Source organism: Kitasatospora sp. SUK 42 (assembly GCF_015776785.2).
GTDB lineage: Bacteria > Actinomycetota > Actinomycetes > Streptomycetales > Streptomycetaceae > Kitasatospora.
In genome coordinates, this window is record NZ_LFMD02000002.1 from 462,453 (window position 1) to 477,412 (window position 14,960).

The 14,960-nt window shown below is 72.2% G+C and carries 12 protein-coding genes; 3 read left to right on the forward strand and 9 right to left on the reverse strand.

What is annotated here, in order from left to right; all coding sequences use genetic code 11:
- The first annotated feature begins 168 nt into the window (after positions 1-168).
- Together RZ50_RS01960 and RZ50_RS01965 are read left to right on the forward strand one after the other, a co-directional pair.
- Entirely contained in the window at positions 169-1,761 is a 1,593-nt protein-coding gene (locus tag RZ50_RS01960) for a sensor histidine kinase (protein ID WP_196949580.1), read from the forward strand.
- Positions 1,761-2,447 (forward strand): response regulator, encoded by a 687-nt coding sequence (locus RZ50_RS01965; RefSeq protein WP_196949581.1) that lies wholly within the window; start codon positions 1,761-1,763, stop codon positions 2,445-2,447. Before RZ50_RS01960 ends, RZ50_RS01965 begins: the two co-directional genes overlap by 1 nt.
- A 137-nt stretch (positions 2,448-2,584) precedes the next feature.
- Here RZ50_RS01965 and RZ50_RS01970 read toward each other — a convergent pair whose 3' ends face one another.
- The 6 genes from RZ50_RS01970 to RZ50_RS01995 all read right to left on the reverse strand — a co-directional run bounded on the left by RZ50_RS01970 (position 2,585) and on the right by RZ50_RS01995 (position 9,706).
- Positions 2,585-4,237 (reverse strand): cation acetate symporter, encoded by a 1,653-nt coding sequence (locus tag RZ50_RS01970; protein WP_196949591.1) that lies wholly within the window; start codon positions 4,235-4,237, stop codon positions 2,585-2,587.
- Between the two features lie 26 nt (positions 4,238-4,263).
- Positions 4,264-4,884 carry a DUF485 domain-containing protein gene (locus RZ50_RS30010; protein ID WP_308271200.1) on the reverse strand — a complete coding sequence of 207 codons (621 nt, stop codon included), beginning with the start codon at positions 4,882-4,884 and terminating at the stop codon, positions 4,264-4,266.
- A gap of 129 nt (positions 4,885-5,013) precedes the next feature.
- Positions 5,014-5,706: a response regulator transcription factor gene (locus RZ50_RS01980; RefSeq protein ID WP_196949582.1), complete on the reverse strand. Its 693-nt coding sequence runs from the start codon at positions 5,704-5,706 to the stop codon at positions 5,014-5,016.
- On the reverse strand, positions 5,703-6,863 hold the full coding sequence (locus RZ50_RS01985; protein WP_196949583.1) for a histidine kinase: 1,161 nt from the start codon (positions 6,861-6,863) through the stop codon (positions 5,703-5,705). The genes RZ50_RS01980 and RZ50_RS01985 overlap by 4 nt, the downstream gene beginning before the upstream one ends.
- Before the next feature lie 30 nt (positions 6,864-6,893).
- The gene (locus RZ50_RS01990; protein WP_196949584.1) at positions 6,894-7,379 is read right to left on the reverse strand and encodes a CcdC protein domain-containing protein; all 486 of its coding nucleotides are present in this window, start codon (positions 7,377-7,379) and stop codon (positions 6,894-6,896) included.
- A 215-nt stretch (positions 7,380-7,594) separates the two neighbouring features.
- Positions 7,595-9,706: a type IIA DNA topoisomerase subunit B gene (locus tag RZ50_RS01995; protein WP_196949585.1), complete on the reverse strand. Its 2,112-nt coding sequence runs from the start codon at positions 9,704-9,706 to the stop codon at positions 7,595-7,597.
- Between the two features lie 538 nt (positions 9,707-10,244).
- On the opposite strand from RZ50_RS01995, the gene RZ50_RS02000 reads away from it, so the two are divergent.
- Positions 10,245-10,478, forward strand: a complete 234-nt coding sequence (locus RZ50_RS02000) for a hypothetical protein (RefSeq protein WP_196949586.1) — start codon at positions 10,245-10,247, stop codon at positions 10,476-10,478.
- A 206-nt stretch (positions 10,479-10,684) separates the two neighbouring features.
- Here the strand turns inward: RZ50_RS02000 and RZ50_RS02005 are convergent, their stop codons facing one another.
- The 3 genes from RZ50_RS02005 to RZ50_RS02015 all read right to left on the reverse strand — a co-directional run bounded on the left by RZ50_RS02005 (position 10,685) and on the right by RZ50_RS02015 (position 14,763).
- Positions 10,685-11,521: a trypsin-like serine protease gene (locus RZ50_RS02005; RefSeq protein WP_374199894.1), complete on the reverse strand. Its 837-nt coding sequence runs from the start codon at positions 11,519-11,521 to the stop codon at positions 10,685-10,687.
- A gap of 252 nt (positions 11,522-11,773) precedes the next feature.
- Complete coding sequence (locus RZ50_RS28775) at positions 11,774-13,420, reverse strand: RNA polymerase sigma factor (RefSeq protein ID WP_308271205.1); 1,647 nt, start codon at positions 13,418-13,420, stop codon at positions 11,774-11,776.
- A 464-nt stretch (positions 13,421-13,884) separates the two neighbouring features.
- Positions 13,885-14,763 carry a FadR/GntR family transcriptional regulator gene (locus tag RZ50_RS02015; RefSeq protein WP_196949587.1) on the reverse strand — a complete coding sequence of 293 codons (879 nt, stop codon included), beginning with the start codon at positions 14,761-14,763 and terminating at the stop codon, positions 13,885-13,887.
- Between the last annotated feature and the right edge of the window lie 197 nt (positions 14,764-14,960).

Genomic DNA, 14,960 nt, shown 5'->3' on the forward strand with positions numbered 1-14,960 from the left:
GGGTCAGTGCTTGCCCCAGGACGGTAGGAGCGGGCCCCGCCCCGGCGGGAGCCTTCTTCGCGTAGTGCGACTTCTCCGCATTGAGGGGTGTTCTGCTCCTTTTGCTTCCGCTACAACTGCGGGAACGAAGAGCCACCCTCCCCCCACCCCCACCGAGAGGAGGCCCGGATGAAGCTCCCCCACTGGCCCCGCCGGGTCTTCGCCCAGCTGCTGCTGAGCCAGACCGTCGTCACCGTCGGCGTCACCGCCGTCACCGCCGGACTGTTCCTGGCCCCGGTCAGCAGCGAGCTGGACCACGACGCGATGCAGCGGGCGCTGTCCATCGCCCAGGCCACCGCCGCCGACGAGACGATCGCCCGGGCCGCCGACATCCGCGACCCGGTGACCGCTCAGCGCAACGCCGAGCAGATCCGCCTGGCCACCGGCGCCAGCTTCGTCGTGGTCACCGACCTGGACGGGATCCGCCTCTCGCACACCGACCCGCACCGGATCGGCCACCGGGTCAGCACCGACCCCGAACCCGCCCTCAACGGCCGCAGCGTCACCGCCATCCAGGAGGGCACCCTGGGCCGCACCGCCCGCGGCAAGGTCCCGCTGCGCGCGGCGGACGGCAGGATCGTCGGCGAGGTGTCGGTCGGCATCAGCGACGACTCGATCCGCCGCCGCCTGCTGAAGATGCTCACCGGCATCCTGCTGTGCGCCGGCGCCGGCCTGGCCGCCGGTACGGTGGCCACCCTCGCCCTGGCCCGCCGGCTCAAGCGCCGCACCCACAACATCGCGCTGGCCGACATCTCCGCGCTGCTGGTCGAACGCGAGGCGATGCTGCACGGCATCCGCGAGGGCATGGTCGCACTCGACGAGCGCGGCCGGATCCGGCTGGCCAACGACGAGGCGGTCCGGCTGCTCGGCCTGCCCGGGGACTGCACCGGCCGCCCGATCGCCGAGGTGCTGCCCCCGGGCCGACTGGCCGACGTGCTCACCGGGCGGATCACCGGCGCCGACCTGCCCGCCGTCCGGGACGACCGGGTGCTGGTGGTGAACCGGATGACCACCGCCGAGGGCGGGGCGGTGGTGACGCTGCGCGACCGGACCGAGCTGGAGTCGCTCGTCCGCGAGCTGGACACCACCCGCAGCCTGACCGAGGCGCTGCGCGCCCAGGACCACGAGCACGCCAACCGGATGCACACCCTGCTCGGCCTGCTGGAACTCGGCCGCCACGAACAGGCGGTGGCCTTCATCTCCGAGCAGTCCGGCTCGCACGCCGTGGTCGCCGCCGGGATCGCCGAGCAGGTGCGGGATCCGCACGTCGCCGCCCTCCTGGCGGGCAAGACGGCGGTGGCCGGCGAACGCGGGGTGCGGCTGGCGCTCGCCCCGGCGGCGCACCTGCCGGACACCGTGGTGGACACCCGGGCGCTGGTGACGGTCCTCGGCAACCTGATCGACAACGCGGTGGACGCGTTGGCGCCGGGCGGGGGCGGCGTGGAGGTGAGCCTGGCCGCGGCCGGCTCCACCCTGCTGCTCCAGGTCGCGGACAGCGGCCCGGGCGTACCCGAGGAACTGCGCGAGCAGGTCTTCGAGGAGGGGTGGACCAGCAAGGACGCGCCCGCGCACCGTCCGCGCGGGCTGGGCCTGGCGATGGTGCGCCGACTGGTCGAACGGACCGGCGGCCGGATCGTGCTCGACACCGGCCCGCTCGGCGGCGCCCGGTTCACCGTCGAACTGCCCGAGGCCCTGCTCACCGCTCAGCTCGTGGAGGCGTGATGATCGACGTACTCGTGGTGGACGACGACTTCCGGGTCGCGGACGTGCACGCCGCGTACGTGGCCAGGGTGCCGGGCTTCCGGGTGACGGGCACCGCGCACTCCGCCGGGGAGGCGCTGGCCGCACTGGAGCGCCGCCCGGTGGACCTGCTGCTGCTCGACCACCACCTGCCGGACGAGACCGGCCTGGCCCTGGTCCGCCGGCTGCGGGAGCGGCAGGTGACCTGCGACGTGGTGATGGTGACCGCCGCCCGGGACGTCTCCACCGTGCACGCCGCGATGCAGCACGGCGCGTTGCAGTACCTGGTCAAGCCGTTCACCTTCGCCGGGCTGCGGGAGAAGCTGGTCTCCTACGCGCAACTGCGGCACGCGCTGGCCGCACCGGCCCGGGAGGCCGGGCAGGACGAGGTGGACCGGCTGTTCGCGACCCTGCGCAGCGTCTCCACCCCGGCCGGGTCCCTGCCCAAGGGGCACTCGGCGCCCACCACCGACCTGGTGCTGGGCGTGCTGCGCCGGGCCTGCCGGCCGCTGTCCGCCCAGGAGGTCGCCGACGCCACCGGGCTGAGCCGCTCCACCGCGCAGCGCTACCTCAAGCAGCTGGAGCGGGACAGCCGGCTGCGGCTGACCCTGCGCTACGGCGACACCGGCCGCCCGGAACACCGCTACGGACTGGCCGCCCGGGCCTGACCGGCCGGCGTCGGACGCGGCGCCGGGCGGATTCCAGGCAGGTTCCGAACCGGTTCCGGACAGGGTCCGAACAGGGGGGAACCCCGGCGGCCCCAGGCCCGCCGGGGTTCCCCGGGACGCGACGCCCGGGCAGAGCCCTACGCCGCGCCCGCACCGGTGAGGGCACGCACCTCCAGCTCGGCGAAGCGGTCCGCGTCGGCGGGCTCGGCCGAGGTGAGGGTTCCGATCCAGCCGGCCAGGAAGCCGAGCGGGATGGAGATGATGCCGGGGTTCTCCAGCGGGAACCAGTGGAAGTCGATGCCGGGGAACAGCGCTTCCTTGGAGCCGGAGACCACCGGCGAGAAGAACACCAGCGTGATCGCCGGGAGCAGCCCGCCGTACACCGACCAGACCGCGCCCCGAGCGGTGAACCGCGACCAGAACAGGCTGTACAGCAGCACCGGCAGGTTCGAGGACGCCGCCACCGCGAAGGCCAGGCCGACCAGGAAGGCGACGTTCAGCTGCTGGGCGAACAGGCTGATCACGATCGCGGCCGCACCGATCCCGGCGGCGGCGAACCGGGCGACCACCACCTCCTGCTGCTCGCTGGGCTTCTCCACGATCCGGCCCCGGCGGGTGCGCGGGCGACCGCGCCAGGCGCCGGCCCAGATGTCGTGGGCGAAGGCCGCCGAGGAGGCCAGGGTCAGCCCGGCGACCACGGCCAGGATGGTGGCGAAGGCGATCGCCGAGATCAGTGCGAACAGCACCGCCCCGCCGGTGCTGCCGTTGCCGCCGCCCAGCACCAGGGCGAGCAGCGGAACGGCCGTGTTCCCGGCCGAGTTGGCGTGGCGCACCTCGGCCGAGCCGACCAGCGCGGTGGCGCCGAGCCCGAGCACGATGGCCATCAGGTAGAAGCCGCCGACCAGTCCGATCGCCCACATCGTGGAGCGGCGGGCGGCCCGCGCGGTGGGCACGGTGTAGAAGCGGGACAGGATGTGCGGCAGGCCCGCGGTGCCCAGCACCAGGGCCAGGCCCAGGCTGAAGAAGTCCAGCCGGCTGGTGAGCGTGGCGCCGTACTTGAGGCCGGGTTCGAGGTAGCGGGCCCCGGCGCCGCTGTGGTCGGCGGCCTGGCGCATCAGCTCGAAGACGTCGCCGTGGAAGCGGACCAGCAGCAGCACGGTGAGCAGCACCGAGCCGGCGGTCAGCAGGAAGGCCTTGACGATCTGGATCCAGGTGGTGGCCCGCATCCCGCCGATCGTCACGTAGACGATCATCAGGGCGCCGACCGCGACGATGGTCCAGGTACGGGCGTGCGGGCTGCCGGTACCGAGCAGCAGGGCCACCAGCGAGCCGGCGCCGACCATCTGGGCGACCAGGTAGAGCAGGGTCACCATGACGCTGGCGCCGCCGGCCGCCGCGCGCACCTTGCGGTGGCGCAGCCGCAGCGCGAGCACGTCGGCGAGGGTGTACCGCCCGGCGTTGCGGACGAGTTCGGCGACCAGCATCAGCACGACCAGCCAGGCGACCAGGAAGCCGATGCTGTAGAGCACGCCGTCGTAGCCGTACAGGGCGATCAGCCCGGCGACGCCGAGGAAGGAGGCGGCGGACAGGTAGTCGCCGGAGAGGGCGAAGCCGTTCTGCAGCGGGGTGAAGTCGCGGCCGCCGGCGTAGAAGTCCTCGGCGGCGTTGCCCTGGCGGCCGACCCAGAGGGTGATGCCGAGGGTCACCACCACGACGACGGCGAACAGCGCGATCGCCATGTCGTGGTGGTCGCCGGCGGGGGCGACGGGGGGCGGGGTGGCGGTGGTCATCACGGCGGTCATGGTCGTCACGGTGGTCATCGCAGCTGGTCCTGGGTGTCCCAGCGCAGGCCGAGGGCCGCGCGGTCGCGCTTGGTCCGGGCGTTGCGGGCGTAGAGCCAGGCGAGCAGGAAGGTGGAGGCGAACTGCAGCAGGCCGAGCAGCCAGGCCACGTTGAGCGGACCGGCCACCTCGCTGCGCATCGCGACGGGGGCGGCGGCCTGGGCGGCCACGTAGACCAGGAACCAGCAGAGGAAGGCGCAGCTGGTCGGGAGGACGAACGCCCGGTAGCTGCGGCGGATCTCCTGGAAGGCCGCGCTGGCCTGGACGGCCCGGTAGACCTCGGTGCTGTCGAGCACGGGCGGCTCGTACGCGGCGACGGGCTCGGGCTCGGGCTCGTCGTCGGACGCCGGGTCGGACGTGAAGGCCGGATCAGGCGCGAAGGCCGAATCGGGGGCGAAGGCCGGATCGGGCACGAAGGCCTGATCGGGGCCGACGGCCGTCGGCCGGTCGGGGGCGGTACGGGTGGGCGTCGGCTGGGCCGGCACCGCCGTCCGGAGCGGCTCGGCGGCCGACTCGGAGGCGGTGGCGGCGGCCGGAACGGCCCACCAGTCGAATCGCTGCCCCTGATCGGGACTGCTCGTCTGCTGCTGTGGCACTGCGTGCTCCTGGACCGGGGCGTGGCGTTCTGTCCCGAACCATCATGGAGGCCCCCGGAGACCGCCTCTGACCATTGCAGATACCTTCACTCGATGAGGTGATCGATCATCAGACGGACACTCATCCGACTACTGCTGCGTACCGGTGATTCCGTGTCGAAAGGCGTAGGCGACGGCTTGCGCCCGGTCCCGCACCGCGGTTTTGGCGAACAGGTTGTTGATGTGGGTCTTCACGGTGGCCTGGCTGACGAACAGCCGCTGGGCGATCTCGGCGTTGGACAGTCCCTCGGCGATCAGCGCGAGCACCTCGGCCTCTCGCGCGGTCAGCCCGTCCGGCAGCTCCCCGGGGCGGGCGGTGGACGGCTCGACGGGCGGCGCGGACCGGGCACCGTGCTCCGAAAGCCGTTCCAGAAGCCGGAGTTGGACCTGCGGGGAGAGTCCGGCCGCGCCCGCACGGACGTCCGCGATGGCCTTGGCGATCTCCTCGCCGCCGGCGTCCTTGGTGAGGTAGCCGCGCGCCCCGGCCTGCAGCGCCGGGAACAGCGAGTCGTCGTCGGCGTAGGTGGTGAGCACGACCACCTCGGTCTGCGGGTACGCGGCCCGGATCCGCCGGGTCGCCTCGACGCCGTCCACCCGCGGCATCCGCAGGTCCATCAGCACCACATCCGGGTGATGGCGCTCCACCAGGGTGACGGCCTCCTCCCCGTCCGCCGCCGCGCCGACCACCTCGATGCCGGGCAGCAGCCCCAGCAGCATCACGATGCCCTCGCGCACCACCGTCTGGTCGTCCGCCACCAGCACCCTGGTGACCGCTCCGCTCATGCCGGCAACCGCAGCACCACGCGCCACCCTCCGTCCTCGGGGCCCGCCAGCAGGGTGCCGCCGAGCAGTTCCGCGCGTTCACGCATCCCCAGCAGACCGTACCCGCTGCCGCTGTCGGCCAACTCCCCGGAGGACTCCCCGCGCGGCGCCCGGGTGTTGCGCACCGCCAGTTCCACCTCGCCGTCCAGGTAGCGCAGTTCGACGGAGCAGCGGGCGCCCGGCGCGTGCTTGCGGACATTGGTGACCGCCTCCTGGGCGGTGCGGCGCACCGCGAGGGCGGCCTCGGCGGCGAGCGGCCGGGGCGTGCCGGTGACGGTGAGGACGGCCCGCTCGCGCTCGGTCAGCTCCACCAGGAACTCGCCCACCGGGGTCAGCTCCCCGCGCAGCGCGGACAGCGCCTGCCGGGTCTCGGCCAGCCCGTCCTGGGCCATCCGCCGGGCGGCGACGACCCGTTCGCGGATCTGCCCGCGGTCCGTCCCGGCGTCCAGCATCAGCCGGGCCGCCTCCAGGTGGACCAGTTGCGCGGAGAGGCTGTGGGCGAGCACGTCGTGGATCTCCCGGGCGATCCTGGCCCGCTCGGCGAGCGCCGCGCTCTCCGCCTCGGCGGCCCGGGCGGCGCGCTCCTGGGCGAGCAGCCGGCGGGAGGTACCGCGCGCCTCGATGTCCAGCCGCAGCAGGAAGCCGAGCAGGGTGATCCCTCCGACGGTGGCGGCGACGCTGAGCCAACTCGACGTGGTGACCGCCGAGTACGAGCCCAGCGCGGCCGCCGCGGTGATCAGCGCGGGTGCGGGCGGCAGCCGGACCAGGGCCATCACGGCCAGGCCGTACCACAGGACGTCGGCGAGCAGGATGGCCTGCCCGGTGTTGGCCAGCCAGGCGGCGCCGACCACCGCTGCGGCCAGCAGGTACGAGGGCAGCGGGCGCTGCTCCCGGCTGGCGTGCAGGTAGAACGCGCAGATCCCGATGGCAGCGGCCAGCCCGGCGGCCGCTGCCACGGCGGCCCAACCGGAGTAGGTGCCGTTGGCGAAGGTCCCCCAGATGACGGTGCCGAGCAGGACGATCCGGCCGAGCACGGTGAGGACCCGCCTCGGTTGGCTCTCGGCCTCGCGGTCCAACCCCTCGCGGGACGGCCAGCGGGTCCAGTACCACCCGGCCACGGGTGCCTCCTCGTCGCTCACGGCGGTCGGTCAGTGCAGTACGGCGGTGGCCCGTGCGGGCTCCAGCGTCCGCACCCTCCAGTTCACCACGAGGGAGCGGACCAGCAGCAGGACGGCCATGCCCAGCATCAGGGCGCTGCCCGCCTGGTGCACGTGCAGGGCGGCGCCGATCCCGTACAGGCCGAGCCGGATGACGATCATCCCGGCCCAGGCGGCCACGGTGGCCCTGGTGCCCTTGGTGAGGACGGAGCCGTCGGCGTCCCGCCAGATCCGTACGGTCCAGCCCCAGACGGTGCCCATCCCGAGCACGGCGACCAGACCGGCGACCAGCAGCGCGGTGGAGACCGCGGTGTGCTGGTGGTCGATGAGCTGCGGGTCGCGCAGCGCGAGCGCGCCCAGGACCAGCGGCAGCAGCCAGAAGCGGCGCCCGGTGTCGACGCGTTGGGCGCGCATCTGGCGCTGGACCACCACGATCACCACCACGGCGATCACGAGGAGGTTGGCGAGAGCGGTCATCGGAGTTCTCCGTCCCGGCGGGAGGCTTGTTGCTGACCTCTACGACGCTACGGATCCGGCGCCCGCGGCTGATCGGAGCCGGGGTGGACCGCGGGTGGAACCGGCGGCACGAGGGCCCTCCACCCACGGGTGGAGGGCCCTCGCCGCGCTCGGGTGCGCTCGCGCGCTTCAGCTGCGCTCAGACGCTTCAGGTGCTCTCAGAAGCTTCAGGTGCTTCAGGCGTCGATGCGCGAGCGGTCCAGGGTGGCCGCCGAGTCCACGATGAACTCCTTGCGCGGGGCGACGTCGTTACCCATCAGCAGGTCGAAGATCTTCTCGGCCTGCTCCAGGTCGCCCAGGTTGATCCGGCGCAGGGTGCGGTGGCGCGGGTCCATGGTGGTCTCGGCCAGCTGGTCGGCGTCCATCTCGCCCAGACCCTTGTAGCGCTGCACCGGCTCCTTCCAGCGCATGTTCTTGCGCTGGAACTCCAGCAGGGTGGAGCGCAACTCGGCGTCGGAGTAGGTGTAGTGGTACTTCTCCTGGCCGCGCTTGGGGTTGGTGAGCTCGATCCGGTGCAGCGGCGGCACGGCGGCGAAGACCCGGCCCTGCTCGACCATCGGCCGCATGTAGCGGTGGAAGAGGGTCAGTAGGAGGGTGCGGATGTGCGAGCCGTCGACATCTGCGTCGGCCATGAAGATGACCCGGCCGTAGCGGGCCTGGTCGATGTCGAAGGTCCGGCCGGAGCCGGCTCCTATCACCTGGATGATCGCGGCGCACTCGGCGTTCTTGAGCATGTCGCTCACCGAGGCCTTCTGCACGTTGAGGATCTTGCCGCGGATCGGCAGCAGCGCCTGGAACTCGGAGTTGCGGGCGAGCTTGGCGGTGCCGAGCGCGGAGTCCCCCTCGACGATGAACAGTTCGCTGCGGTCCACGTCGTCGCTGCGGCAGTCGGCCAGCTTGGCGGGCAGCGAGCTGGTCTCCAGCGCGGTCTTGCGGCGCTGGGCCTCCTTGTGCTGGCGGGCCGCGACCCGGGTGCGGGCGGCCGCGACGACCTTCTCCAGCACGGCCCTGGCCTGCTGCTTCTGGTCCTTCTTGGCCGAGGTGAGGAAGGCCTTGAGCTCCTTGGCGACCACGGCGGCGACGATCCGGTTGGCCGCCGAGGTGCCGAGCACCTCCTTGGTCTGGCCCTCGAACTGCGGCTCGGCGAGCCGGACGGTGACCACGGCGGTGAGGCCCTCGGTGGCGTCGTCCTTGGTGATGTCGTCCTCGGCGACGCGCAGCAGCTTGCCGGCGCGCAGCGCCTCGTTGACCGTCTTGGCCAGCGAGCGCTCGAAGCCGGTGACGTGGGTGCCGCCCTTGGGGGTGGCGATGATGTTGACGAAGGAGCGCAGGGTGGTGTCGTAGCCGGTGCCCCAGCGCAGCGCGATGTCCACCCCGAGGTGGCGGGTGACCTCGGTGGGCGTCATGTGGCCGAGCTCGTCCAGGACCGGCACGGTCTCCTTGAAGGTGCCCTCGCCGTGCAGCCGCACCACGTCGCTGACCGGCTTGTCGGGGGCCAGGAACTCGCAGAACTCGGCGATGCCGCCGTCGTAGTGGAAGACCGACTCCTCGATCTGCTCGCTCTCGGTGAGCCTCTCATCACGCACGACGATGGTCAGGCCGGGGACGAGGAAGGCGGTCTGCCGGGCGCGGCTGTGAAGGTTCTCCAGGGAGAGCCGGGCGTCCTTGAGGAAGATCTGCCGGTCGGCCCAGTAGCGGATCCTGGTGCCGGTGCGGGCCTTCGGGACCTTGCGGGTCCGGGTGAGGCCGTTGGCGGGCTCGAAGGGCGCGTCCGGGGTCGCCTCGGTGAAGATGCCGGGGGTGCCGCGGCGGAAGCTGATCGCGTGGGTGTGGCCGCCGCGGTCGACCTCGACGTCGAGCCGGGCGGAGAGCGCGTTGACCACCGAGGCGCCGACGCCGTGCAGACCGCCGGAGGCCGCGTAGGAGCCGCCGCCGAACTTGCCGCCGGCGTGCAGCTTGGTCATCACGACCTCGACACCGGACAGCCCGGTCTTGGGCTCGACGTCGACCGGGATGCCGCGCCCGTTGTCGCGGACCTCGACCGAGGAGTCGGGGTGCAGCAGGACCTCGATGCGGTCGCAGTAGCCGCCCAGCGCCTCGTCGACGGAGTTGTCGATGATCTCCCAGAGGCAGTGCATCAGGCCGCGGCTGTCGGTGGAGCCGATGTACATGCCGGGGCGCTTGCGGACCGCCTCCAGGCCCTCCAGGACGAGCAGGTGCCGCGCGGTGTAGTTGGAACCGTCGTCGCCGGCCAACAGCGCGGACGGCACGGTCGTTTCGGCACTCACGCGGCACTCTCCTCGGTGAAGTATCTGTCTCATCGGTCACATCCGGACGCATCCGGACCAACCGCCAGTGCAGCACGCCACACCGACAGTCGTCGCCCTGCGTACTCGCACCCCTGCGCCGGGTGCACAGCACGACGGGCCGGCTCCGCGCGGCTTGTACGCGCTGCGCGAACAAGGACCGCCCCCGCGAACGGGTTCCCGGGCGCCATCTCCTCCCGGTACCACCGGTCCTGGCGGATCGTGGGGCCCGGTGCAGGCTCCGGAACTGCCGTTATGCAGGCTACCGGGGCCCGGGACGGGGCTTATGCTCCAACCCGGCAGAGGATTATGCTACGCGGACCTCGAACCCGGTCCCGATCGGGCGTTCGAGCGATGGGCGGATCCCGGGATTCGGCACGCATGAACCACCGGCGCCCGGGGCACGTCCTCATCAACACAGCAGAATCCTCAGAGAAGAAAAGCCACGAGCGGGAACGTTTTCGGCCTGGTTGGATGTTGACCCTGGTACGACAGCTCGTCGAGCTAGAGAAGAGGCGACGTGACTACTGTTCTGACCCCTGCGAGCCCGCTCACCGCGGCTGACCGCTGCGACCGCTGCGGCGCCCAGGCCTACCTGCGCGTCGTACTCGCGAGCGGCGGAGAGCTGCTCTTCTGCGCCCACCACGGCCGGAAGTTCGAGCCCGAGCTCAAGAAGATCGCCGTGGAGATACAGGACGAGAGCGGCCGTCTCACCAGCACCACCAGCGCCACGGCCACCGACGACGAGCGCTGACCACAGGCGCCACCACCAGCAGCCAGCGTCGAGCTGTGTCCGGCCGCGCACCGCGCGTGACCGGGTGAGCCGGGCGGCCGACCCCTTCGGGGGCCGGCCGCCCGGCTCCGCTGTTCTCCGGACGGTTCCCCCGCGTTCGCCGGCTCCGAGCCGGCCCGACCCGACGCGGCGTCAGAACGTGACCGCCCTCTCACCCTGCGCGACGCTCACAGCGCCGAGCGCACCGCGTCCGTGACCGAGGACACCCGGGTGTAGACGCCCGGGTGTCCGGCCTCGGCACACCCCGTCCCCCAGGACACCAGGCCGGCCAGCCGTCCGCCGACGAGCAGCGGGCCGCCGCTGTCGCCCTGGCAGGCGTCCTTGCCGCCCCTCTCCTCACCCGCGCACACCATGGCCCGGGCGTCGAACCTGCCCTCCGGCCCGCCCGGGTAGGCGTGCGCACAGGTCTGGTCCGAGACGATCGGCACGTCCACCCTGCGCAGCAGCGGCGAGTAGTCCCCCCGCCCGGTGGTGTCGCCCCAGCCGTACACCTGCGCCGTGGTCCCGGGTGCGTACGGCTCGGCCTCGCCCTGGCCGACCAGCTCGACCACCGGTCGGGGGCCCTGGGACTCGGCGAGGGTGAGCACCGCGACGTCGTTCATGTTCGTGGCGTAGTCGTACTCGGGGTGGACCCAGATCGACCTGACCGCCACCTCACGGCCGGCCGAGCTGCGCATGTCGTCCCGGCCGACGATCACCCTGAGGCCGGGCCGGTCCACCCGGCCCCTGCCCTCGTCATAGAAGCAGTGCGCGGCCGTCACCACCTTGGTCGGGGTGACCAGCGCTCCCCCGCAGAACTGGCCGGAGCGGCCGCCGCCGAACTGCTGGCGGCTGGACAGCGCCACGATCCACGGGTGGTCCGCGGTCCGCACGGTGGTGCCGCCGACCACCCGGCGCTGCGCCTCGGCCGGAGCGGCCGTGCCGAGGGCGGCCAGCGGGACGGGTACGGCGGCGAGCAGCGCCAGCAGGGCGGCGCCTCGGCGGCGGCCCGGCCGGGCGACGATCGGGCCGTCCCGGGGCGGGGCGGGGGTCGGCAGGTCAACGCGGTCCGGGTCGGTCAGCACCGTGACTCCAGTCGGCTTCGGTGGCGGGCAACCGGCACAGCGTAGGTGACCGACTACACTCCGCGTCCGCTCCTGGGCACGCCACCACCCGGAAGAGCGACAAGCGCCACCCGGACGCTGACTGCCCGTACCCGAACAGCCCGGAGGCCCGGAACCATACGGTTCCGGGCCTCCGACGCGTATCGCGGTCGATCAGTCCAGGTAGTCGCGCAGCACCTGGGAGCGCGACGGGTGGCGCAGCTTCGACATGGTCTTCGACTCGATCTGGCGGATGCGCTCACGGGTGACCCCGTACACCTTGCCGATCTCGTCGAGCGTCTTCGGCTGGCCGTCGGTCAGGCCGAAGCGCATCGAGACCACGCCGGCCTCGCGCTCGGACAGGGTGTCCAGGACCGAGTGCAGCTGCTCCTGGAGCAGGGTGAAGGAGACCGCGTCGGCCGGGACGACCGCCTCGGAGTCCTCGATCAGGTCACCGAACTCGCTGTCGCCGTCCTCGCCCAGCGGGGTGTGCAGCGAGATCGGCTCGCGACCGTACTTCTGGACCTCGATGACCTTCTCGGGGGTCATGTCGAGTTCCTTGGCCAGCTCCTCCGGGGTGGGCTCGCGGCCCAGGTCCTGGAGCATCTGGCGCTGGACGCGGGCCAGCTTGTTGATGACCTCGACCATGTGCACCGGGATGCGGATGGTGCGGGCCTGGTCGGCCATGGCGCGGGTGATCGCCTGGCGGATCCACCAGGTGGCGTAGGTGGAGAACTTGTAACCCTTGGTGTAGTCGAACTTCTCGACCGCACGGATCAGACCGAGGTTGCCCTCCTGGATCAGGTCCAGGAAGAGCATGCCGCGACCGGTGTAGCGCTTGGCCAGCGAGACCACCAGGCGGAGGTTGGCCTCCAGCAGGTGGTTCTTGGCCCGGCGGCCGTCCTCGGCGATGATCTCCAGCTCGCGCTTGAGCTTGGGGGCGAGCTTGTCGGCGGCCGAGAGCTTGTCCTCGGCGAACAGGCCGGCCTCGATGCGCTTGGCGAGCTCGACCTCCTGCTCGGCGTTGAGCAGCGGGACCTTGCCGATCTGCTTCAGGTAGTCCTTGACCGGGTCGGCGGTGGCGCCGGCGACGGCGACCTGCTGGGCCGGCGCGTCGTCCTCGTCGTCGTCGGAGAGGACGAAGCCCTCCGACTCCTCCTCCGGGCCGGCCTCGGCCTCGGTCTTGTCGCCCGGCAGCGCGACGTCCTCGATCAGCTCCTCGTCGCCGAGCAGCTCCTCGTCGCCCTTGCCGGTCTTGGCGGCGGTGGTCTTCTTCGCGGCGGTCTTCTTGGCCGGCGCGGCGGTCTTCTTGGCGGCGGCCTTCTTGGCCGGGGCCGCCTTCTTCGCCGGAGCAGCCTTCGCCTCGGCGCCGACGATGGTCGTCCCCTCGGCGGTGATCTCGGCGGAGACGGTGGGGGCCGGGGCCGCTGCGGCGGCCGCGACGGCCGGAGCCGCGACGGGCGCGCCGGGGGCGATCCGCACGGGCGGCTTGGTCGGGGCCGAAGGAGCGGCCGGGGTCCGGGTGGTGACAGCCTTGGTGGCGGTGCGCTTGGTGGGGCTCTTGGCAGCAACGCTCTTGCGCTTGGCGCCGGCCGGTTCGGCCGCGCTGACCATGAGGTCCACCCCCTCCTCAATCAGCACCTGGTTGAGGCTGCGCATGACGTTCTTCCACTTGGTGACCGGGATCTGGTCCGCCTCGAACGCCTGGCGCACGTCGTCACCGGCGATCTGCCCCTGGGCCTTGCCCCGCTCGATGAGCGCCAGCAGAGCCGCGGACTCGGCGATCTCGGGGGGAAGCGAACGGGATGTGCTGGCCGACACGAACAACCTCTCGGACGATGAGTGGACTCGAACCCGTACCGGCCGCCCGAGCGGGCGGGGAAGGAGATCGCGCGTCGGACGCGCGGTGTCGATTCCGACCGACTCGGGCTTGAGGACTGGGTTTGCAGGACGGCAGCAGCGCCGCGGACCAACACAGCATTCTGACATGTTGGAGTATTCCGGAGCTGCTTCCGCTCAGGACACATCGCTGCTACTCGTCAAGTGTTACGCATGGCCTTCGTGTCGCGGGTCACACCGCTCGGTGCCCGCGGCCCCCGGGCCGGGATCCATCATCGCGCACCCGCGTTCCATTCGAGTGTCATGGACGGGTCATCACGACCCTCGTGCGGCGCCCTCCGGAAGTCTCCGCGCAGAAGCCCTCCGGCTGCGCCGCGCGGTACGGCCGGAGGGCCCTGGAGGAGCGGACCGCGCCCGGCGCGCCCGCTCGCCGAAGAACAGCCCGCTCAGTGCTCCCGGGGCGCGGGGACGGAGGGCTCGATCTCGGGGTGGACGGTGAGCAGCGCCCGCATCGCGGCCTCGCCCGCGGTGCCGTCGCCGGTGCCCAGCGCGTCCACCAGCCGGGCGTGCAGGCCGACCGAGGACTCGGAGGGCCGCTCGCAGGAGATCGCCGGGCCGCCCGAGACCTGCAGCGCACAGGAGACGATCCCGGACAGGTGCTCCAGCATCCGGTTCCCGGCCATCTGCAGGACCAGGCCGTGCAGCTCGGCGTCGGCCCGGGTGTAGGTGGACAGATCGGCCTGGGAGGCGGCGTGGCCCATGATCTCGACCAGCTCGGCGAGGCGCTGCTGGACGTCCTCCCGGCCGTGGCCGGCCGCCAGCCGGGCGGCCAGCGGCTCGATCGCCCAGCGGAGCTCGAAGAGCTCCCGGCGCTGCTCGTCCCGCTGCGGGCCGAAGGCGCGCCACTCGATGATGTCCGGGTCCAGCAGGTTCCAGTCGCCGACGGGGCGGACCCGGGTGCCGACGTTCGGGCGGGCACTGACCAGGCCCTTGGCCTCCAGCACGCGCAGCGACTCTCGGACGACGGTCCGGGACACCTCGAACCGCTGGCCGATCTCCTCGGGCACGAGCGGACGGTCGGCACCGAGGTCGCCGGAGACGATCATCTGGCCGAGCTGCTGGACCAGCTGGCCGTGCAGACCGCGACCGCGGCTGCTGGTGGTCTTGCGGCCGACCCGGGAGATCTCGGACTCGGCGCCCTCCCAGCGGGGCGCCGGCGGGGTCGGCCGGTCGGCGTACGAGAAGCGGTCCAGATCGCCGGGGCCGTGGATGGGCCCATCGGCGGAACGGGCGGGGGTCATGGTGGGGTGCGCAAGGGTACTCACGCCTCCTTTGTCGGCGATCGGCAGGCGCAGCTTGAGAATTCTCGTGAAAAGCACACGAAAGGGTGATCGACCGTGACTGGATAATTGACTTCTTATCAGGAAGAAACGCGCATTGCGGTCAGTGCTGGTCGATCTTGGTGGTTCGGGACGGTCCATGGCCTGGATGGCGTGGCGGGTGGCGTCCCGGGGCGCGTTGC

Excerpts from the sequence above, each read along its gene's own strand:
- RZ50_RS01970 (WP_196949591.1), bottom strand. The coding sequence starts at position 4,237 with ATGACCACCGCCACCCCGCCCCCCGTCGCCCCCGCCGGCGACCACCAC.
- RZ50_RS01965 (WP_196949581.1), top strand. The coding sequence starts at position 1,761 with ATGATCGACGTACTCGTGGTGGACGACGACTTCCGGGTCGCGGACGTG.
- RZ50_RS01990 (WP_196949584.1), bottom strand. The coding sequence starts at position 7,379 with ATGACCGCTCTCGCCAACCTCCTCGTGATCGCCGTGGTGGTGATCGTG.
- RZ50_RS01980 (WP_196949582.1), bottom strand. The coding sequence starts at position 5,706 with ATGAGCGGAGCGGTCACCAGGGTGCTGGTGGCGGACGACCAGACGGTG.
- RZ50_RS01960 (WP_196949580.1), top strand. The coding sequence starts at position 169 with ATGAAGCTCCCCCACTGGCCCCGCCGGGTCTTCGCCCAGCTGCTGCTG.